We start from the raw sequence: 20,297 nt of genomic DNA on the forward strand, positions 1-20,297 counted from the left end.
GATACAGAATGCGCAAATTCCTCGCCGCAATCACGCTTCCCGCCCTGATGGCCGCCGTGCTTGCATGGTCCGCTCATGGCCCCGCCCACGCGCAAAACCTCTTTGCACCCGCCATTCGTGTGAACGATCAGGTCATCACCGGGTTCGAGTTGCAACAGCGGGCGCGTATGCTGACATTGTTCCGCGCACCGGGGAATCCGCAGCAGTTGGCCCGGGAACAACTGATCGAAGACCGGCTCAAGCTGGACGCGGCGGAAACCGCCGGGCTCGTTCTGGAAGACGCCGATGTTCAGGTCGGCATGGAAGAATTCGCCAGCCGCGCCGGTATGACCGCCGAACAGTTCCTGCGCGCCCTTGAGGGGGCCGGGGTGGCCGAGCAAACCTACCGCGATTTCGTAAAGGCGGGCATTGCCTGGCGCGAATTGGTCAGCGCCCGTTTTACACCGCGCGTTTCGGTTAACGAAACTGACGTGGACCGTGCCCGCGTCGCCTTGGGCGGCGGCAGTGGCGGCGTCCGCGTGCTTCTGTCCGAACTCATCATGCCGGCCCCGGCGGGACAGGAACAGGCCGTGCAGGACCGCGCGGCGCGCATTGCCGAACTGTCGACCATTCCCGCCTTTGCCGCCGAGGCGCGCCGCTATTCGGCCGCCCCTTCGGCCGCGCGCGGCGGTCAGCTCGACTGGATGCCGATCACAAACCTGCCGCCGCAATTACGCCCGATCATCCTGGGCCTCGGGCCGGGCGAGGTCAGCGAGCCCTTGCCGATCCCGGGGGCCGTCGCCTTGTTCCAGTTGCGCGATATCGAAGAAACCGACGCCCCCGACCCGGAATATTCGACCATCGAATATGCCGCCTATTACATCTCCGGGGGGCACAGCCAAAAGGCTCTCGCCCGCGCCCAGCAGGTCAAGGACAATACCGATGTCTGCGATGACCTTTACGGAATCGCCAAAGGCGAACCTCCCGAAGTTCTGGAACGCGGCTCACGCGCCCCCGAGGAAATCCCGCAGGACATCGCCATTGAACTGGCCAAGCTCGACCCCGGCGAAGTGTCCACCACCCTGACCCGCTCCAATGGGCAGACCCTGGTGTTCCTCATGCTCTGTGGCCGCACACCCAAGCTCGAAGGCGAAGGCCCATCAAACGAACAGTTGGGCATGATGATCCGCAATCAGCGTCTGGATTCCTTCGCCAACGGCTATCTGGAACAACTGCGCGCCGAAGCCCGGATCGTCGATCTGGAATGACCGCTCCGGTCGCGCTCAGTTGCGGCGAGCCATCGGGCGTCGGCCCCGAGCTCGCCGCACGCGCATGGTCCGCATTGCGCGAATCCCTGCCTTTCGTTCTGATCGGCGATCCCGCCCACCTGCCCCCCGGCACCCCCGTGGCCCTGATCGATAATTTGTCTCACGCCCCCGAGGCCGCACGAAACGCGCTGCCTGTGCTGCGCCATGACTTCCCCGGTGACCTGACCCCTGGAAAACCCAATCCCGATCACGCCCAAAGCGTCATCGACGTGATCGCCCGAGGGGTCGATCTGGTGCGTTCCGGTCAGGCTTGCGCGCTCTGCACAGCACCCATCCACAAGAAAGCCCTTCAGGACGGCGCCGGATTCGCACATCCCGGCCATACCGAATACCTTGCGGCACTGGCCGGGGTCGATCGCGTCGTGATGATGCTGGCCAGCCCGGCCCTGCGCATCGTACCGACGACGATTCACATTCCACTGGCGCAGGTTCCCACGGCGCTCACCACCGATCTGTTGCGCGACACGCTGCGCATCACCCATCAGGCCCTGATCCGCGATTTCGGCCTGCCTGCGCCTCGTATCTCCGTCGCCGGGTTGAACCCGCATGCGGGCGAAGGCGGGGCAATGGGCCGGGAAGAGATCGAAATAATCGCCCCCCTGCTCGAGCAGATGCGCGCCGAAGGAATGGACCTGCAAGGTCCGATGTCTGCCGACACCATGTTCCATGATCGCGCCCGCGCGCGTTATGACGCTGCGGTTTGCATGTATCACGATCAGGCGCTCATCCCGATCAAGACACTGGATTTCGACCGGGGCGTGAACATCACCCTTGGTTTGCCTTTCATCCGCACCTCGCCCGATCATGGCACGGCGCTGGACATTGCCGGACAAGGCATAGCCAGGCCGGATTCGATGATCGAAGCCCTGAAGATGGCCCAGACCATGGGCGTGGCACGGGCCAGTGCGCCATGAGTGCAATCGACACCCTCCCCCCCCTGCGCGAAGTGATTGCCGCACACGGGCTGAGCGCCCGCAAATCGCTTGGTCAGAATTTCCTTCTGGATCTGAACCTGACCGCCAAGATCGCCCGTGCCGCGGGGGATCTGACCGGTGCCGACGTTCTGGAAATCGGTCCCGGTCCCGGCGGGCTGACCCGTGGTTTGCTGGCCGAAGGCGCGCGCCGCGTGCTGGCGGTAGAGAAAGATACCCGCTGCCTGCCCGCATTGGAAGAAATCGCACAGGCTTATCCCGGACGCCTGACCGTCCTCAACGCCGACGCGCTGGAGATCGAGCCGCTGGCGCATCTGACACCGCCGATCAGGATCGTCGCGAACCTGCCCTACAATGTGGGCACCGAGTTGCTGATCCGCTGGCTGACACCGGCTGAATGGCCGCCGGTCTGGGACAGCCTGACACTCATGTTCCAACGCGAAGTGGCCGAGCGGATCGTGGCGCGCCCCGGCTCAAAAGCTTACGGGCGGCTTGCCTTGCTGGCACAGTGGCGTTGCGAGGCACAAATCGTCATGCACCTGCCGCCGTCGGCCTTTACGCCACCTCCCAAGGTATCCAGCGCCGTTGTGCATATCAGCGCGCTGCCCGAACCGCGATACCCGGCCGATGCGGCCACGCTCGAACGGGTCGTCGCACGCGCCTTCAACCAACGCCGCAAGATGCTGCGCGCCGCCCTCAAGGGAATGGCTCCGGACATCGAGGACCGCCTGATCGCCGCAGGCATCAAACCCACCGACCGTGCCGAAACCGTGGGACTGGAACAGTTCTGCGCGCTTGCGCGGACCCTTGACGCCTGAGCCGCGTACAAAAAAAACAGGGGCCACAAGACCCCTGCTGTTTTCATCTGGCTTGTCGATCCCGCAAACCTGAACACCGGATTATTCAGCAGCTTCAGGCGCGTCCGGTTTATCATCGCCCCGCTGAGCGTCGTCATCCCCGATCGCCTCGTCGTCCTTGGGCGGCTTCTTGGCACGGGGTTTCCGCGGACGCTTGGGTTTATCGGATTGTTGCGTCTCGGGGGTTTCCACAAGCCCGCTATCGGTATCGGTTTCAGCCTCGATCAAATCGGGTTGCGGAGCCTCGGAAAGGTCGCCGCTGCCGCCATTCGCTTCGCGTTCCTGACGTTTGGCGCGTTCGCGATCCCGCTCAGCCTGACGTTCGCGGTTTTCCTTTTCCTGCTGTTCACGGCGGGCGTCCTGCTCTTTCTGGGCGGCCCCCAGAAGACGCAGATAATGCTCGGCATGTTGCTGGAAATTCTCGGCCGCCACGCGATCATTGCCCAACTGCGCATCACGGGCCAGTTGGTTGTACTTGTCGATGATCTGCTGCGGCGTACCGCGCACCTTGCCTTCGGGACCGGAGCTGTCGAAAACCCGGTTGACGATATTGCCGACAGACCGGTTGCGGCCCGACTTGTTGCGCGAACGTGACTTGGATGATCTCATTGGTTTAGCTGTTTAGCCCTGTGCTCAATGCGTCGTTTTATCCGTTTGGCGCTGTCAGCGCCCTGATGAAGTTATTCCCGGATCCGACATGTAATGGCTTGGCGTCAAGCGGATCGCCCAAGGGCGTTATCGCTTGCTTGACTAAACACCACTAAACACGCCCGGCCCTGCCTGACAAGGGCAAAGCGCAAATTTTCAGCAAATCACCTGTATTTTGACGTATTTACGCAGGTTTCAGCCGGGCCAGAACGCCGTCACGACGCGGTCACGCCCCTCCAGATCGGGCAGAACCCGCGCTTTCGCGAATCCCATCTCACGCAGCAGGGCGACAACCTCCGCCCCTTGGGTCCAGCCGATTTCCAGCACCAGCCGCCCCCCTTCGATCAGATACGCCCCCGCCTGCCGCGCGATCACACGATAGGCGCTCAAACCGTCCGCGCCATCGGTCAGCGCATGCTGTGGGTCATGGTCCCGCACCCCGCGCGACAGCCCCGCCATCTCGTCCATCGCAATATAGGGCGGATTCGATACGATCAGATCGAACTGCCCCTCGACCCGCTCGAACCAGTCCGACAGAAGGAATTCAGCCCCGGTGCAGCCGGTCGCCCGCGCATTGCGCCGCGCCACGTCCAGCGCGGCTTCGGAAATGTCGGTGCCTACCCCGCTGGCCGCCGGTCGCTCCTCCAACAGCGAAATCAGGATGCACCCCGACCCGGTCCCGAGGTCCAGCACCCGCGAAAACGGCGCACTCAGCGCTTCGGCCACCAACGCCTCGGTATCCGGGCGCGGATCGAGCACATCGCCGTTGACGAAGAACTCCCCTTTCCAGAAGGCCCGCCGCCCCAGAATACGCGACACGGGCTTGTCCCCTGCCCTCTCCCGCAGATGCGTCTCATAGATGCGCTGCACCTCGGGCGGCACGCTCTCGTCTTGCATGATCGTCAAACGCCCTGCCGGAACATCCCAGGCACCCGCCAGCAACAGCCGCGCATCCCGCGCCGCGTCTTCGACTCCGGCGTCCGACAAAACTGCAATGCCCTGTTTCAGCGCCGCGCGTACCGTCATTCCATTTCGGCCAGCATGGCCGCCTGCGCATCTGCGGTCAGCGCGTCGATCACCTCGTCCAGATCGCCCTGCATGACCTGATCCAGCTTATAAAGCGTCAGGTTGATCCGATGGTCCGTCATCCGGCCCTGCGGGAAATTGTAGGTTCGGATACGCTCGCTCCGATCTCCCGACCCCACCTGCGCCGCCCGACTGGCCGAGCGTTCCTCCGCCGCCCGTTGCCGCTCCATGTCGAACAGGCGGCTCTTCAGGACCTGCATGGCGATCTCGCGGTTGCGGTGTTGCGATTTCTCGGAACTCGTCACCACGATCCCGGTCGGCAAATGGGTGATCCGCACTGCGGAATCCGTGGTGTTCACATGCTGCCCGCCCGCACCGGAACTGCGCATCGTGTCGATCCGCAAATCGTTCTGGTCGATCTGGATATCTACGTCCTCGGCCTCGGGCAGCACCGCCACCGTCGCCGCCGAGGTATGAATGCGCCCGCCGCTTTCGGTTTCCGGCACGCGCTGCACCCTGTGTACGCCGGATTCGAACTTCAGCCGCGCAAACACATGATCGCCCGCCACCCGCGCGACCACCTCCTTGATGCCGCCGATCTCGGTTTGCGACATCTCGATAATCTCGAAGGACCAGCCTTTGCTCTCGGCATAGCGCTGATACATACGCAGCAGATCGCCTGCGAACAGCGCCGCCTCCTCGCCGCCCGTCCCCGGACGGACTTCCAGGATCGCGGGCCGCGCATCGGCGGCATCCCTGGGCAACAGCGCCAGTTGCAGCCGTTCTTCCAATCCGGGCTTGCGCGCCTCCAGGTCGCTCAATTCCTCCTGCGCCAGATCGCGCAGCTCGGGATCGTCCAGCATGGATTGCGCCGCGCCGATATCCTCCAGCACCTGCTTGTAGGCGCGGATTTCCTCGACCACCGGGCGCAGCTCGGCGTATTCACGGCCCAGCCTGGCGATGTCGCCACCACCCGCCGCCATCTGCGCTTCGAGATACTCGAAGCGTTGCACGATCTCGTTCAGTCTGTCCAAAGGCACCATGCCCCGGCATCTGCCCCTTTGTCCCGGTCTGGTCAAGGCCAAAGCCTGTGCTATTCTTCCCCCATGAAGGCGCTGACAGCAGTAATTCTGTCGGCGGGACTGACCGCACCGGCCCTTGCCGATCAGACAATCGGCGGCAGGACGGTGGATTGCTATTGCACCGATTCAAGCGGAAACCGCGTGGAAATGGGTGAGCTGATCTGTCTCACCGTCGATGGGCGCAGTTTCATGGCGCAATGCCAGATGTCGCTGAACGTCCCGATGTGGCGCGAAATCTCGACCGGTTACCTGTCATCCTCGCTGCGCGAAGGCCGCCAGCCAGCCGTCCAGCCGCGCCGCGTTCATTCCCAAGTCCGATCCCCCGAACCGCAACCGCCCGTATAGTTCCAGTTGCCGCCCCGCATGGCGCACCGTGGTATAATCGGGAAAACCGAACACGCGCGACCGGGTGACATAGGTGATCATCCCCTCACCCACCGATCCGGCTAGCACCCGCGTTCTCGGCGTGGCGCGGATGATGTCGTCCAGCCGTTTCAACCCGCCCTCACCGGCGCCGGTCACACGCATCGCGCCCCCCACGACATCGCGATCGGTCACCGCAGCGGGCATCCGGTGCCATCGCGCGGGATCGCTCGGCGCCAGCCGCACATAAAGGCTCAGCCCCACGGCCAGAATCCCGATCACCCCCAGCCCAATCGCCAACCATTTCATCGCACCATCACCCTTCTTCTTGCCCGAATAGTCTACCACATCTGAGGTGTTCTGAGAGTATAGATCATATCCGCGGAGCGCCGCATCACCCCCAGACTCAAGGCGAGATCAAGCGCTGACATCAGACAATGAAGGACCGTGTCTTGCTAGAGATTTACCACCTGCCCAGCGATCTGGAACGGCGGATCGAAGCCTTCGTCGATCATTATAACAACCGGCAATGCCATGAGAGCTTGGGCAACTTGACACCTGCTGATGCCTATCACGGACGAGGCGACAAAATCCTGAGAATGAGAGAGGAGATCAGGAAGCAGACAATCCCAAAACGACACTTGCAGCCCCAATCCGCTGCCGCCCAAACTGAAACGGAAATCGAACCAGTGCCTCCGTTACGAGAATGCTCACGATGTCCGAAAAACTCTGACGACGGACATGCATCAGCACGAACACGACCACAGTTGAGGTCAGGGATCATTGAGGGGAACCGGGCATATGTCATCGTCTTCTCCATTGGCGGCATCCCCCGACATCGGGAACATTTCTCGGGGATATCTGTTCGGCAGAGCAGCAATATTGACCGGAGGAAGACCATGCCTGCCAAATCGAAAGCACAACAGAAAGCCGCGGGCGCTGCGCTCTCGGCGAAGCGTGGCGAGACAAAGAAGAGTGAACTGAAAGGCGCCGCGCGCGAGATGTACGACTCGATGTCCGAGGACCAGCTTGAGGATTTCGCCGCCACCGATCACAAAGGCAAACCTGAACACAAGAGTTAGCATGTAGCTCCGCGCGACAGCACCGGGGTCGCCCTCATCCTGTATCGTCAAGTGAGGTTTGTTCTCTTACCGACCAGCCAGAACAACCGGGCAGCCACAATGTGCCACGTCTCAGTTTCGCGCCCAATTTTCGAGCGCATCGACCACCGCGGTGCCGACGCCGCGGGGCTTTGCGCCCTCCAGCGGACAGGGTTGCACGTGGCGATCCTCCATGTCGGCCGGGTGGAAGCCATCGGGCCGGTCGAGCCCATCCATCTCGTTCCACGTGACAGGCACGGCCACCGCTGCGCCGGGGCGGGCGCGCAGGGAATAGGGAGCGATGGCAGTAGCCCGCGCGCGTTGCGCAACCAATAGATGAACGCACGGCCCTTGCGCTTGGCCTTTGCCGTGGTGGCCTTCGGTGTCTTCGACCGGGCCACGACGCTGATCACCTTGCCGGTCTTGCTGCTGGCGCAGATCGCCGCGCATTTCCGCTTCTTCCTGCACATCGACCTGTGGAAGTTGCTCCGCGACGACCTGATGCTGATCCTCTTCACCGCGCTCATCACTCTGCTGATGGTCAGCGGGGCCCCCTGGATCCTGTTCGACGAATGGTCGCGGATGATGTAAGGCCCGGCTCAGCCCTCCGGCACACCGCCATCCGAGCCCGGCAGCGGATCGTCGTTGCGCTGCCATGGCCGCGCGAGGCCCGCCTGCCGGCAAACATCGCGCAGCGCGGTCTTCAGGCCCTCTTCCAGCACCGGGTGATAGAACGGCAGGCCCAGCATGTCCGAAGCCGTCATCTCGCATTGGATCGCCCAGGCCAGCAGGTGTGCCAGATGCTCGCCGCCCGGAGCGCAAAGTGCCGCGCCAACCAACCGCCCGTCGCTGGCGCGCGCGTATATGTGGGCCAGCCCCTGCACCCGGCCCTCCACCTTGGCACGCCCCTGATCGCCATAGTCGACCTTGCCGCAGACATGGCCGGGGCCGTCCGGGATAGAGCCGATCACCGCCCCCTCCGGCCGGGTGAAGGCGATGCTGAGTGGCACCTTGCGTGCGGTCCGGCGCAGGTCGGGCCAGGCCGCCGCGTTGCGGCCCGCCACGGTGCCCTCGTCTGAGGCTTCATGCAGCACGGGCCGGTCGTGGTTGGCGTCCCCGGCAATGAAGATCGGCGCGTCGCCGCATTGCATGGTGCCGGGATCAAAGCGCGGCGTGCCGTACTCGTCCAGCTCCAGCCCGGCTTTCTCCAGATCGAGACCGGAGAGGTTCGGCGGGCGCCCGGCGGCGACCAGCAGCTTGTCGAAACAGGCCTCTCCCCCCTCCCAGGTGAGGGCGACGCCAGCGTTTCGCTCCGATGGTTCGGGTTTGCACCCCAGACGGATCAGGAAGGCTTTGGTGAGCACCCGGTGCAGCGCCTCGCTGGCCCTGGGTGGCAGCCCGGCCAGCCGGTCGCCAGCATCGAAGACCTTCACCCGCACGCCCAGGCGGTGCATCGCCTGCGCCAGTTCCAGCCCCAGCGGGCCGGCCCCGATAACGCCGAGGCTCTCCGGCAGATCCTCAAGTTCGAAGATCGTCTCGTTGGTCAGCAGGTGATCCTTCACCGCCTCATAAGGTTTGGGCAGCGCCGGGCCGGCCCCGGTGGCGATGACCACCGCCCGCGCCTCGACCCGGTCGCCGGTATCGAGCACCAGTACGCCCGACGCCTCGAAGCGTGCGCAGGCCTTCAGGCAGGTGCCCTCCGGCAGTGCGTCGATGGACTGGCGGACGCCCCGGACGAAATCGTCACGCAGCCGGCGCACCCGCTTCAGCACCGCCCGCCCGTCGACCCTGGGCTCAGCCATAACGCCAAGATCCCTTGCCTTGCGTGCCCCGTGGGCGGCATCGGCGGCGGCAATCAGCAACTTGGATGGCATGCAGCCGACGGTGGCGCAGGTCGTTCCCGCAAAGGCAGGGTCGATCAGCAGTGTCGTGGCGCCAGCCTGGCGTGCGTGATGCTCCGCCGCTAGCCCGGCGGTACCCGCGCCGATCACCGCGACATCAGTGTTGTATGTGGCCATCTGCACCTCTCCTTTCGCCTACAGACCCAACCTCGCGCGCAAGACGAGGCTCCCCGGCACCGGCGGGGCCGGTCAGAAACAAAAGCCCGTGCCCCGCCTTCTAACCACAAGATCCCAACCCGCAGTGAGCGACCCAAGGGCCGATGAAAAGGGACACGTGAACGAAATCCTCGATGACCTGTGCGGCGGCATGTCAGTGCGGTGCAACACCTGCCCGAGGCTCCAGTCCTGCGCTTATGGCACGCGGCTGAGCATCTCTAGGTGGAAGTCGTCCGAGCCAACGATGCAGTCAAGTTTCTTCTCGCACGTCCCTGCCGCGCTGGACCGTTTTGCCATCGGACATTTTCCTCCATAAGGGCCGCGGCCACTTACAGAGTAAACAGCCCAAGCCGCGTCACGTTCCATTCCGCACTTTCCGATACGCGTATATCCGCCGCTCGTACTGGAAGTCTGGATGAGATTTTCCATCCTGCTGGAATATCCCACCAACAGCGCTGTTCAGATTCCGATACAGGTAGCGCGATCCGCTTAGGCAGTCCGAGCTGGCAAGAGAAATAGCCAGACGCTGAAAGTTCTCCAGCGTGTTCGTGATCGTCAATTGGCGACGGCGCTCCTTCCCGACGTACTAAGGCATTCAGTTCGCCGACCAGCCCCGGAACAGGAACACCGTCTATTCGCGGCAGATGTGCTTCAACATGATCCGCGAGGCCGGCGGGATCGAGCACCGGCTAATCAAGCCAAACCACCCTTGGGCCAACGGTCAGGTCGAGCGGATGAACCGAACGATCAAAGAGGCCACCGTCAAACGCTTCCACTACAATCGCCACGATCAACTCGACACCCACCTCGTCGACTCCGTCGCCGCTTACAGCTTTGCCCGCAGACTCAAGACTCTCAGCGGCCTGACGCCATACGAATACATCTGCAAGATCTGGACATCGGAGTAAGACAGATTCATCCTCAATCCGATCCACCAGATATCGGGACTGAACACCTAGCAATCCCGATCCGAGAACTTGTGATCGAAATTCGGGAGGAACCGGCTGAACTCGACAAGCGTATCACCTCTTTCAACCGCAGAATCCGAATTCTATTCCGGTCGAATAAAGCCTGCCAGCGCATCGTCCAGATCAAAGGGATCGGACGGATCACGGCGACAGCCATGTTCGCGGCAGCCGGTGATCAGAGCTGTTTTTGAAATGGGCGGGAATTCGCGGCTTGGCTCCGGCTGGTTTCAAGGCAAAGATCGAGCGGTGGAAAAGCGCGGCTCTTCGGCATCAGCAAGCGCGGAGACCGTTACCTGAGGACGTTGGCTCGGGCTGTCTTGGGCAAGGCCCGCAGTAAGACGGATGCAAGAAGTCTTTGAATCGATCGGCTGCACGAGAGGCAGCATCCAAATGTTGTAGCTGTCGCGTTGGCCAACAAGAACGCGAGGATCATTTGGTCTGCCTTGCATGGAACGAATACTACGATCCAACGCGCGACGCCGCAGTCGGCTGAGGTGACCGAGGAGACTGATCAAGAGGGCCCCCGCGCCCGAGAAATTGCAGCACCCTGGCCAGGGATGGCGAAACGGTCGCTCCCATCGCATTCCGAACCTGATATGTGGACCGGCACGACAACTGCCGATGCTCCGAGGGCATTGAAGAGAAAGCATGTGGAAATCCGTCGGGCCCACGGCGACGAAGTATCGGGCCACTCAAGGAAGCCGAATATACGTTTCTAATTGCGAAACTCGAACCCGACCAGATCAGACGGGGTCCATATACATCCAAACATGCACGCCGATTCAGATATTGGACTGACACTTCCTGCCGGCAGCAATCAGGCGACGGCAGGCTGTGCCTTGCGTGGCCAGGCCGCAAGGGCGGCCTCTGCAGCGGTGCGCGCGGCACCCGCGGCCTCGCGATTCCCCTCGTAGGCCGAGATAATCGACCCTTTCATCAGAATATGCCACATCTCGGAAAACTGCTGTGGACGCTCCAACCCGGCATCCTGCGCGAAACCGGAAACGATCGACCGGATATTGGCCAGATGACGGGCCGCCGCACGGTGAATTGGCGAATTCATCTCACACTCCAGAAGTATGTTGATAAAGCCGCACCCCTCGTAATCACGCTTGCGAAACCATTCGTCGAACACATCGAAAATCGCAAGCAGCCGCTCGGCCGGTTCCGCAGTACGCTTGCGCACCTCGGCTTCGAGCCAGTCATGAGTCCAGACATCCTCGCGCATTTCCAGAAATGCCAGAACGAGTTCCTCCTTGGACCTGAAATGTTTGTAAAGACTTGCCTTGGCACAGCCGGAATCGGCAAGGATCGTATCGATCCCGACCTGACTGGTCCCCCGGCTGCTGAACAGCCGGTACGCGGATTGGAGTATCCGCTCCCGTGCGCCCTTTGGTCTTGCTTCACTCACGTCGTTTGGCCTCTGCAACATGCCCCTGGAACGGACCTGAACACTGCGCCAGACCCTCATAGGATGAATAGGGCGGATGAACCGGAAAAACAAGTCTGTGCGCAGAATTGCCGCATATAAAGAATGACTTTTCCACATCTTCCGAACCGCACAACGCAATAAAAAAAGACCCATAACGTCAATCCTGAATGATTTGTTGCAATAATAAATAGACAGACTAGTCTGTACTTAAGAATCGGGGAGGAGGACCCCGTGCACATCAGGGAGGAGAAAACAGATGGCCGAACCAAAGCCGGTCCGTATCGGGAATTGCGTTGTGGGCGGACCGCTCGGATCGCATACCGGACTCGCAGTGGGAAGTATCTTCTATGACAATCATTCCATTGTCGAAGACGCGTTTCAGGGAACCTTCAACGCCGAAAAGGCCGCGGGCCTCATCGACCGGGTCAACGAGCTTGCCCGCCGCCACGGCATCCAGATGGCCTTCGATGTGATCGGCTCGGACCCGGATGCCTTCTGCAAGTTCATCGACTTCACCGCAGACCGCACCGACCTGCCCCTTTTGCTCAACGCCACCGAAGCCGAGGTGCGCATCGCCGGTCTCGAATTCGCCGCGAAAAAAGGCATTCTGGATCGGTCCATCTTTGCCTCTCTGAACGAGGACACCGAGGACGAGGAAATCGAGGCACTGGGCCGCCACAAACCCGCTGCCGTCATGATCCTCGCCAACGATGTCGGCGATCCGACACCGGAAGGTTCGGTCGAAATGGTGCGCTCCCACTTTCAGCCGATGCTCGACGAAATCGGCTGCGACGCACCCATTGTCGATCTCGGCGTCATGGACGCGCCTTCGGTCGGCATCGCCATGCGTGGAATTCAGGCGATCCGCGAGGAATTCGGGTATCCGGCCGGATGCGCCTTCTCCAACTGCTTCCCGCAATGGACAGGGCTGTCTTCGCTCGGCAAGGATTACGTGAACCTCTCCCTGGCCACCGCGATGGTCTGCTGTCGCATGGCGGGCGGCGATTTCCTGCATTACGGAATCGTCGAAAAATCCCGCGCGATGGCGCATGCGCTCGGCTCTGCCGAGGTCTTCCTTGGTTTCGCGGCAATGGAACTCGACGGTCATGCGCTTCCCGAGGGCCATGCCCTTCTGAAGATGTTCAAGCTGGCCGAGGCCAAAGCCGCATGACGACCCCGCCGCATATACTGGCGCGGATCATGCGTGAACGGGTGCCCGTCGATATCGGCACCACGTCGCTGACCGCGTTGCGCACCACCGCGATTCCAAACCGCGCAGCCCCCAATGTGGCGCATCCGGTCTATGAAACGCTGCCGCTTGCAGCCAGTGAATGCGCCTCCCTGGGATCTGATTTTCAACGGGTCGGGCCGCTCTGGCCCCGTCCCGACCGGCAGGATGGCGAGTTGCTGGATTCCTACGGCGTGACATGGCTGGAACACGAAGGCAATCGCGCACCTTTCCGTCACCCGCTCGAACATGCCCAATGGCGTCAGCTGGCTCGCCATCCGCGCCCCCAACTGCCGGAAAAGGCGCAGCTTGCCCAGGATGGATCGACGCTTCTGACCGTGCTCGACGCGCCCTGTCCCGGCTTGCTGGATACCTGTTTCCTGCTGCGCAACGGCTGGCAGTTCATGATGGACCTGACCGAGGATTTCCGCGTGGCAAGCGCATTGCTCGACTGGGCGCTGGATACGATCGAAACAGCCTATGACGCGGCTTTGGCCGCCTTGCCCCAAGACCCGGACGTGATCGTCTATGGTGACGACCTCGGCTTTGAATCCGGCATGTATCTGTCTGACCTCGATTTTCGCACCTTCATCTTTCCACGCCTTCAGACGTTGCTGACCCGGCTGCGCCGGAAATCCGGCGCGATGATCTGCTTTCATTCCTGTGGCGCGATCCGGTCGATTTGCGGCGATCTGGCGGAACTGGGCGTGGATATGATGAATCTCGATTTCTATGCCAAGAACATGATCCTGTCCGAGGTCCGCAAGGAACTGCCCGGGGACATGATCCTGCACGGTCCGGTCAACCTCGCCGCCATTGGGCGCGCTGTCGAAAATGCGGACGGCGCAGCGTTGGCGATCCTCTCCGAAGAGGTCGCCCGGGCGGTCCCCTGCATTGTCGCCCCGCTCGACAGCATCGCCACCTGCGAGGATATGCAGCAAAACGTCCGCGGGGCCGCCTTCGTTCGGGCGCTCTCCGCTGAAAACCTCGATGCGTTGCGCAGATACGGCCCGGTCAAACCCGTGATCGACAAGGCGGCAGCCATCGCATTGGACAGCACGATGCCGGAACTGGGCGCGCACGACATCCGGACCGGGGCAATGCCGCAACACGCCACCGGCCCCGATGAAAGAGGCGGAGCCATACACCGCCCGCGCCTCATCTGAAATCCTAAAAGGGAGGAAACGGAATGACCCGACAAATGACCAGCCGCGAAAGGCTTTTCGCCGCCGTAACGATGACCGAACAGCCCGATCAGGTGCCGGTCGTGCCCCTGCTGATGACACGCGGCATCCGCGAGGGCGGCGTCCGGGTGGACCAGGTCCTGCTCGATGGCGAGGCCCAAGCCCACGCCAAGAAGAAATCGCTCGACAAGTTCGGTGGCGACGTGATCATCGCAGGCACCGACCTGTTCACCCCCGTGGAATGCGTTCCGGGCTGCGAACTGGATTACCTGCCTTACGCGCAGCCCTCGCTGGTGACGCACCCGACACCGACCAAAGAGGCGTTCTACCGCTTCAAGGAAAAATACGAGAAGGAAGGCTTCCAGCCCTCCAAACGTGTGCTGGCGATACAGGACGAGGCCCGCACCTATGTGAAAATGGGCCTGAAGGACACCCATGCGATCCCCACGCCGGTCGGCGGCCCGATCACCACGGCACAGCTGATGACCGGCTCGTCGGAATTCCTGACGCTTCTGTCGGAAGACCCGGACTACGCGCTGGAAGTGACCGATCTGGCACTCGACATCGTCAAGAACGTCTGCCGCATGATGTTCGAGGCCGGGATAGACGTGTGCAACATTCTCGATCCCTTCAACTCCTCCGACATCCTGCCGCCCGAGGTCTACCGCAAGCACGGACTGCCCTATCAGAAGGAACTGTTCCGCTACATCAACGAGGATCTGAAGGGCATTGGCTTTACCCACACCTGCACCTTCACTCAGCCGATCTGGCGCGATATCGCGGAAAACGGTTGTTTCAACTTCAACGGTGACATGTATCCCGGCATGGACAAGGCCAAGCAGGCGATCGGCGGGCAGATTTCGCTAATGGGCACGCTATCACCTTACTCCACCCTCATGCACGGCACGACTGACGAGGTTCGCAACGAGGTCAAGAAAATCGCGGCGGAAGTCGGCTACAACGGTGGCTGCATCGTCATGCCGGGATGCGACATCGACTGGAACATTCCCGAAGAGAACATGCACGCGATGATCCAGCAATGTGCCGAAATCAAGTATCCCATGGATGTGGCCGCGCTTGGCGACCTGTCCGACGTATACCTTGCCGGCCATCCCAAGCACCCCGGCAAGCGGTCGTCGTCGGCGCAGGAGGACGAGAAGGTCGTTGCGACCGAAAGCGGCGAGACCAAGCCGGCCTCGCCCGTGGACGAGGTCAACCAGAATCTGGTCGAAGCCATCATGGAATATGACGGCGACAAGGCGCGGGAATGGGTCCAGATCGGCCTGGATCGCGGCATGACCGCCCAGGAAATCGTCTTTGACGGGCTGTCCTTTGGCATGAAGATCGTCGGCGATATGTACGAACGCAACGAACGCTTCGTCACCGACATGCTCAAGGCCGCCAAGACCATGGACAAGGCGATGCCGATCCTGACGCCGCTTTTGGAAAACTCGGGCGGGGGCGACGGACCGACAGGCACCGTGGTTGTCGGGCTCGTGCGCGGCAACACTCAGGACATCGGCAAGAATCTGGTGTGCCTGATGCTCAAGGCCAACGGGTTCAACGTCATTGATCTGGGCAAGAACGTGAAACCCGAGAAGTTCATCGAAACTGCCGAAGAACACGACGCCGTCGCCATCGGCATGTCGGTGATGACGAACTCGTCCTCGGTCTATGTCGAAAAGACCAAGCAACTGCTCGAAGAGCAGGGCATAGGAGACAAGTATCTTCTGATGTTCGGCGGGGCCGCCGCGAATGTCGGGCTGGGCCGCCAGATGGGGATCGAATACGGCATCGACGCCAACGCTGCCGTAAGTCTCGTCAAGGATCACCTCTCCAAACGGCTCGCCGCCTGACCTGCCGCAGCCAAGGGGCCCCAACCCCGCCATGGTGCGGGGCTCCTCATCCGAAAGGAAACCAGATGCCGATCTACACCTTCAGATGCGACGATTGCGATGCCGGACGCGAAGTCATGGCCGAGTATCGAGAGGCCGAGGCGCTGGAACTGATGTGCTTCGCCTGCGGCGGCACGATGCGGCGGGCGCCGGTGATGACGCTCAATGTGATCGGGCCCGCCATTCAGGCCAGGAAGGCGGAAAAGGCCCACGAGGAAAAAGCCTATTTCGCCAAGGCCTGCGGTCACAAATACGCCTGTCATTGCGGCGTGAAACTGACCCGGCAGAACCCGTTCAAGCAGGACATCCGCGCCGCGCACGGCTTTACCGACGACGCCTGACACGCATCGGCGCACACAATATTTGCTTGCAAGAAGACTCGGGAAACGCGGTTGCGCGACCGCGCCCCGACAAGGAGGACTCATGGCCACCTACCCGCTCAAGGTTCACGAAAAACGCATGGAATGCGACGACACGGCAAGCCTCTGGCTCGATGTGCCGCAGGATCTGACTGGTGCCTTCACCTACCGGCCCGGCCAGTTCCTGACAGTGGAAAACGATGACGGGGGTGAGTTGATCGCACGTCAGTATTCCCTGTCGTCCTGCCCCGGCGCCCATGCCAAGCTGCGTATCACGGTGAAGAAGATCGAAGGCGGGCGCATGTCGGCCTGGCTGGTCGACCGGACGCAAGAAGGCGACTACCTGGATGTCCAGATTCCGCGCGGCCGGTTCTTCAAGGATCTCGACGCGCCCCACCATGTGCTGATGCTCGCCGCCGGGTCCGGTATCGCCCCGATCCTGTCCATCGGTCGCTGGCTGCTGGAATCCGCTCAGGGCCATGCCGTCACCATCGTATACGGGAACCGGACACCCGAAACCGTGATCCTGGCCGATGAAGTGGCGGAAATTGCCGAACGCCACGCCGATAGCTGTCGGGTCGAACAGGTGATGAGCCGCGCCGACGACAGCTGGACCGGAGCGCGCGGGCGCATCGACCGCGCCTATATCGAGGCGCGTTTCGATGACTGGCGGGCGGCATCCGACCTGCCGATGGTGGTCTATATGTGCGGCCCCGAAGGATTCATGGATAGCGCGGAAAGCGCCCTGATGGGGGCGGGCCTGCCCTCCGGCGCGATCCATCGCGAAAGCTTCGACATGATTCTGGAGGACGACGAAACCAAACCCGGCCTCGAAGTCACCGCCGAAGACGACACCGGCGAAGAGGGACCGACCTCCAGGATCGTGGCCATCGTCGGCGGCGAGGAGTACGAGGCCGACTGGCAGGAGGGCGAGGATATCCTCTCGGCGCTGCTGCGGGCCGAGGCCGACGTGCCCTTCTCCTGTCAGGAAGGCACCTGTTCCTCCTGCATCTCGAAACTGACCGCCGGAAAGGTCGAAGTGCGCCCCGGCGTCCTGCAGACCCTGCGCAAGGACGACCTTGAAGAAGGGCTGACGCTGGCCTGCCTGTCGCGCCCGCTCACCCGCAACATCCGCATCGACTTTGACGAGATCTGACCCATGGCCGACCCCCTTTTGCTGACCAACCTGCGCCTGCTGACCCTCGACGGCGACACCCCCTCGATGGAGCCGGTCCCGGATGCGGTGATCGCCGTCGACAACGCGCGCATCGAATATGCCGGGCCGAAAGACGGCTACACTGGCGACCTCGCGACGGCGCGGGACATGGGCGGCGCGCTGGCCCTGCCGGGGCTGGTGGCCTGCCACGCGCCGCTGCTCTGGACGGGCGGGACACATCCCTGCCCTGCCTCGCTCAATGCCGATGGATACCGGACACTGGTACGGCAGACGGCCCGGGCGACCACCGGCGCAGACGAGGCCACCCTGTTGTCGTTGCTCGGTGATCGCATCTCGCGCCTGCGGCGCTCGGGCGTGACGAGTTGCGAGTTGAAATCCGGTTTCGGCGCGACGGCGGAGGATGAATTGCGGCTGACCGCCCTGTTACGCCGGGCCTCCGCCGGCCTGCCGGTCCAAAGCCGCGTCACGCTCTTCATCGGGCATCAACTCCCGGAAGACAGCGATCCCGACGACGTGCTCACCGAAATCGAAACCCGGATCGTGCCGGACACCTACGCGCTCGGCTGTGCCGATTCGGTCGAAGTGTTCTGCGACGATGACGCGGCGCTCGACCTGGATCAATGCTCGACAATCCTCGAACTCTACTACAAGAAGAAAACCCCCAGCCGGGTGTCTTGCGACCGTTTCGAAGACGCGGCGGGCGCGACCCTGCCGGCCTCGTTCTATTCCCGCGCCGCAACCTTCCTGAACCACACCGACGACACCGGGCTCGAAGGGCTCGCCGGAATCGGAACCGTGGCCGTCCTGATCCCCGAGACCATCGGCCATGACGACACCGCTCCGCTGCCGCAACTGGACGCGTTGCGCATGTCGGGGGGCCAGATGGCGCTGTCGGTCCATGCCGGACCGGACGGCAACAGCTTCGACATGCTGGCGGCCATGCGCGCGGGGCACCTGCGGCTGGGCCTGACACCGGCGGAATGCGTTCTTGGCGTCACCCGCCACGCCGCCAGGGCACTGGGGCTGCAGGATAGCGCCGGCAGGATCACTCCGAACCGTCCCGCCGATCTCGCGTTTTTCGACGCTAACGACCCCGCCGACCTTCTCACCGGCGACGCCCCCTGCCTCGCGGTCGCCCGCGACGGTGCGCTGGAACATTTCGACCGACCCTCTGACAAGGATTGACCCCCGATGCCCGAAACAAGCCTTTCCGTATTGTCCGACCGCATGATTGACGGCGATATTTCCCTTGAGCTTCCACCGGGCTCCACGGACAAATTCCGGCCGGACACAAAGGTGCTGCCGCAAGGCGCAAAGGTCTTTCTCCCGCATCTCGAAGGCAAACCGCCGGAACGGCAAATCACCGCGGCGAAAACCCTGATCGAAATGGGGTACACGCCGGTGGTGCATCTCGGAGCCAGGCATTTCGAAACCGAGGCGGATTTCACCCGGCACCTGGACGCGCACAGCGTCAACGGCGTGACCCACGCATTGTTTCTCGGCGGTAATCCGAACCGCTACACCGGCCCCTTCGGGCAGGCGCTCGACCTGCTGCACCACCCGAGCCTGCCCGACAGCGGTATTCGCACCGCCTTCCTCGGCGGGTATCCCGAAGGGCATCCTGACATTTCCGAAAACGCACTGGACACGGCGCTGGACGCCAAGATCGCCCGCTGCCGGGACATCGCGATCACTCCCGGCATCGTCACGCAATTCGCTTTTGACGGCGAAACAATGGCGCGTTTCGCACAGAAAATGCAGGCCCGCCATCCCGATGTCCGAGTCCGTCTCGGACTCGCCGGGGTGACATCGCTGTCAAGGCTGATCCGATACGCCATCATGTGCGGGGTCGGCCCGTCGCTGTCCGTGCTCAGAAAATCCTCCGGCAAGATGCTCGGCGTTCTGGCGGACAAGGATCCATCGGACGTCACTGACACGATAGAGCGCTGCATGCCCGGTCACGGTGGACAGGTCGACCTGCATTTCTTCCCCTTCGGCGGATGGAAAAAAACGCTCGACTGGGTCGGCTCATACAGAAAGCTGTCATGAACACGCCTCGTCAGACCGATACCCGGCGCATGCCGCCCGTGAGCCGTTTTCTGACACGGGGCGAAATCCGGCGTTTGAAACGGCAGTGCAGGCAGGGCGACGCCCAGGCGGCCATGGCACTCCTTGACCACTCCGTCAGGTGCGGACACCGGCGGCTGGCCTTGCGGCGCTTTTTCGTCGCCTGGGACCTCGGCGCCCGACATGCCTTTGAACATCTGCATTACTGCAAAAAGGTGTCCGGGTCTTACGCGCCCGAAGAAATTGACAGGATTCGCCGCCAGGCGCGTGAAGACCTGCAGACACGTATCGGCAAGGCTCGCGATGCCATCCGATGCAATCCCGCCTGTTGACGGGCTTTCGTCGCTCCACGGCCGGTTTGCAACCTCTCGAACGCAGAGCGACGGCAAAGGAAAAGGCGCGTCATCGCGCTTGAAACGATCAGGACTCCGGGAAACGTTTTCAATGTATGGGTATCCACACTCCTTTTTCGGCACCCTGCCCCGCCCCGCCCGGGACGGTCTGCCCTGCTCGCTCCCCTCCCGCCGGAGCCTGTCCGGCGATTTCGTGTTCCTCAGCCAGGACGACAGCGTTGCCTTTGCCGCCGAGGCCTGTATCGACGTGCTGCGTTCGGCC

21 protein-coding genes and 3 pseudogenes are annotated in these 20,297 nt (G+C 62.5%); 17 read left to right on the forward strand and 7 right to left on the reverse strand.

Annotation, left to right across the window (positions count from 1 at the left end; all coding sequences use genetic code 11):
- Positions 1–8: 8 nt before the first annotated feature.
- Genes BUB53_RS20835 through rsmA form a run of 3 tightly spaced genes read left to right on the forward strand, consistent with a single transcriptional unit; the run spans position 9 to position 3,057 of the window.
- The gene (locus BUB53_RS20835; protein ID WP_229709617.1) at positions 9–1,247 is read left to right on the forward strand and encodes a peptidylprolyl isomerase; all 1,239 of its coding nucleotides are present in this window, start codon (positions 9–11) and stop codon (positions 1,245–1,247) included.
- Positions 1,244–2,221, forward strand: a complete 978-nt coding sequence (gene pdxA / locus BUB53_RS20840; RefSeq protein ID WP_073037841.1) for a 4-hydroxythreonine-4-phosphate dehydrogenase PdxA — start codon at positions 1,244–1,246, stop codon at positions 2,219–2,221. The genes BUB53_RS20835 and pdxA overlap by 4 nt, the downstream gene beginning before the upstream one ends.
- Positions 2,218–3,057: a 16S rRNA (adenine(1518)-N(6)/adenine(1519)-N(6))-dimethyltransferase RsmA gene (gene rsmA / locus BUB53_RS20845; RefSeq protein ID WP_073037843.1), complete on the forward strand. Its 840-nt coding sequence runs from the start codon at positions 2,218–2,220 to the stop codon at positions 3,055–3,057. Before pdxA ends, rsmA begins: the two co-directional genes overlap by 4 nt.
- Before the next feature lie 81 nt (positions 3,058–3,138).
- Here the strand turns inward: rsmA and BUB53_RS20850 are convergent, their stop codons facing one another.
- The 3 genes from BUB53_RS20850 to prfA all read right to left on the reverse strand — a co-directional run bounded on the left by BUB53_RS20850 (position 3,139) and on the right by prfA (position 5,813).
- Positions 3,139–3,705 carry a DUF4167 domain-containing protein gene (locus BUB53_RS20850; protein ID WP_073037846.1) on the reverse strand — a complete coding sequence of 189 codons (567 nt, stop codon included), beginning with the start codon at positions 3,703–3,705 and terminating at the stop codon, positions 3,139–3,141.
- A 234-nt stretch (positions 3,706–3,939) separates the two neighbouring features.
- Entirely contained in the window at positions 3,940–4,770 is an 831-nt protein-coding gene (gene prmC, locus BUB53_RS20855; protein ID WP_073037848.1) for a peptide chain release factor N(5)-glutamine methyltransferase, read from the reverse strand.
- Positions 4,767–5,813, reverse strand: a complete 1,047-nt coding sequence (gene prfA, locus BUB53_RS20860) for a peptide chain release factor 1 (RefSeq protein ID WP_073037851.1) — start codon at positions 5,811–5,813, stop codon at positions 4,767–4,769. The genes prmC and prfA overlap by 4 nt, the downstream gene beginning before the upstream one ends.
- Positions 5,814–5,876: 63 nt before the next feature.
- Here prfA and BUB53_RS23275 point away from each other — a divergent pair, with 63 nt between their 5' ends.
- Positions 5,877–6,197 (forward strand): hypothetical protein, encoded by a 321-nt coding sequence (locus BUB53_RS23275; RefSeq protein ID WP_073037853.1) that lies wholly within the window; start codon positions 5,877–5,879, stop codon positions 6,195–6,197.
- Here BUB53_RS23275 and BUB53_RS20870 read toward each other — a convergent pair.
- Entirely contained in the window at positions 6,105–6,524 is a 420-nt protein-coding gene (locus BUB53_RS20870; protein WP_073037883.1) for a DUF1499 domain-containing protein, read from the reverse strand. The two genes, BUB53_RS23275 and BUB53_RS20870, sit on opposite strands and share 93 nt — an antisense overlap.
- Before the next feature lie 65 nt (positions 6,525–6,589).
- Between BUB53_RS20870 and BUB53_RS23280 the strand changes: the two are divergent.
- Together BUB53_RS23280 and BUB53_RS20875 are read left to right on the forward strand one after the other, a co-directional pair.
- Positions 6,590–6,880, forward strand: a pseudogene (locus BUB53_RS23280) (integrase core domain-containing protein); the annotation flags it as partial.
- 234 nt (positions 6,881–7,114) lie between these two features.
- Positions 7,115–7,297 (forward strand): DUF3008 family protein, encoded by a 183-nt coding sequence (locus tag BUB53_RS20875; RefSeq protein ID WP_073037856.1) that lies wholly within the window; start codon positions 7,115–7,117, stop codon positions 7,295–7,297.
- Between the two features lie 111 nt (positions 7,298–7,408).
- On the opposite strand, the gene ligD is transcribed toward BUB53_RS20875, so the two are convergent.
- A complete protein-coding gene (gene ligD, locus BUB53_RS23080; protein ID WP_073037858.1) occupies positions 7,409–7,648 on the reverse strand; it encodes a non-homologous end-joining DNA ligase LigD in 240 nt (79 codons plus the stop codon).
- A 3-nt stretch (positions 7,649–7,651) separates the two neighbouring features.
- On the opposite strand from ligD, the gene BUB53_RS20885 reads away from it, so the two are divergent.
- On the forward strand, positions 7,652–7,906 hold the full coding sequence (locus BUB53_RS20885; protein ID WP_073037860.1) for a cytochrome o ubiquinol oxidase subunit IV: 255 nt from the start codon (positions 7,652–7,654) through the stop codon (positions 7,904–7,906).
- Between the two features lie 8 nt (positions 7,907–7,914).
- Here BUB53_RS20885 and BUB53_RS20890 read toward each other — a convergent pair whose 3' ends face one another.
- Positions 7,915–9,333: a dihydrolipoyl dehydrogenase gene (locus tag BUB53_RS20890; protein WP_073037862.1), complete on the reverse strand. Its 1,419-nt coding sequence runs from the start codon at positions 9,331–9,333 to the stop codon at positions 7,915–7,917.
- Positions 9,334–10,049: 716 nt separating this feature from the next.
- Between BUB53_RS20890 and BUB53_RS22625 the strand changes: the two are divergent.
- Both BUB53_RS22625 and BUB53_RS23555 read left to right on the forward strand, forming a co-directional pair.
- Positions 10,050–10,280: pseudogene (locus BUB53_RS22625) on the forward strand (integrase core domain-containing protein); the annotation flags it as partial.
- A 254-nt stretch (positions 10,281–10,534) separates the two neighbouring features.
- Positions 10,535–10,786: pseudogene (locus BUB53_RS23555) on the forward strand (transposase); the annotation flags it as partial.
- Positions 10,787–11,157: 371 nt separating this feature from the next.
- On the opposite strand, the gene BUB53_RS20910 reads toward BUB53_RS23555, so the two are convergent.
- The gene (locus BUB53_RS20910; protein ID WP_073037884.1) at positions 11,158–11,751 is read right to left on the reverse strand and encodes a TetR/AcrR family transcriptional regulator; all 594 of its coding nucleotides are present in this window, start codon (positions 11,749–11,751) and stop codon (positions 11,158–11,160) included.
- A gap of 277 nt (positions 11,752–12,028) precedes the next feature.
- On the opposite strand from BUB53_RS20910, the gene BUB53_RS20915 reads away from it, so the two are divergent.
- The 8 genes from BUB53_RS20915 to BUB53_RS20950 all read left to right on the forward strand — a co-directional run bounded on the left by BUB53_RS20915 (position 12,029) and on the right by BUB53_RS20950 (position 20,014).
- On the forward strand, positions 12,029–12,943 hold the full coding sequence (locus tag BUB53_RS20915) for a tetrahydromethanopterin S-methyltransferase subunit H family protein (RefSeq protein ID WP_073037866.1): 915 nt from the start codon (positions 12,029–12,031) through the stop codon (positions 12,941–12,943).
- Positions 12,940–14,166: a uroporphyrinogen decarboxylase family protein gene (locus tag BUB53_RS20920; protein WP_073037869.1), complete on the forward strand. Its 1,227-nt coding sequence runs from the start codon at positions 12,940–12,942 to the stop codon at positions 14,164–14,166. The genes BUB53_RS20915 and BUB53_RS20920 overlap by 4 nt, the downstream gene beginning before the upstream one ends.
- 23 nt (positions 14,167–14,189) lie before the next feature.
- Positions 14,190–16,040, forward strand: coding sequence for an MtaA/CmuA family methyltransferase (locus BUB53_RS20925; protein WP_073037871.1), 1,851 nt, complete (start codon positions 14,190–14,192; stop codon positions 16,038–16,040).
- A 65-nt stretch (positions 16,041–16,105) separates the two neighbouring features.
- Positions 16,106–16,420 (forward strand): zinc ribbon domain-containing protein, encoded by a 315-nt coding sequence (locus BUB53_RS20930; protein ID WP_073037873.1) that lies wholly within the window; start codon positions 16,106–16,108, stop codon positions 16,418–16,420.
- 82 nt (positions 16,421–16,502) lie between these two features.
- The gene (locus BUB53_RS20935; protein ID WP_073037875.1) at positions 16,503–17,594 is read left to right on the forward strand and encodes a ferredoxin--NADP reductase; all 1,092 of its coding nucleotides are present in this window, start codon (positions 16,503–16,505) and stop codon (positions 17,592–17,594) included.
- Between the two features lie 3 nt (positions 17,595–17,597).
- Positions 17,598–18,800, forward strand: a complete 1,203-nt coding sequence (locus BUB53_RS20940) for an amidohydrolase family protein (RefSeq protein WP_073037877.1) — start codon at positions 17,598–17,600, stop codon at positions 18,798–18,800.
- Between the two features lie 6 nt (positions 18,801–18,806).
- Complete coding sequence (locus BUB53_RS20945; RefSeq protein ID WP_073037879.1) at positions 18,807–19,664, forward strand: methylenetetrahydrofolate reductase; 858 nt, start codon at positions 18,807–18,809, stop codon at positions 19,662–19,664.
- Positions 19,661–20,014 carry a hypothetical protein gene (locus BUB53_RS20950; RefSeq protein ID WP_143163301.1) on the forward strand — a complete coding sequence of 118 codons (354 nt, stop codon included), beginning with the start codon at positions 19,661–19,663 and terminating at the stop codon, positions 20,012–20,014. Before BUB53_RS20945 ends, BUB53_RS20950 begins: the two co-directional genes overlap by 4 nt.
- Positions 20,015–20,297: the final 283 nt, after the last annotated feature.

Source organism: Roseovarius pacificus (genome assembly GCF_900142665.1).
In the GTDB taxonomy this organism is placed as follows: Bacteria; Pseudomonadota; Alphaproteobacteria; order Rhodobacterales; family Rhodobacteraceae; genus Roseovarius; species Roseovarius pacificus.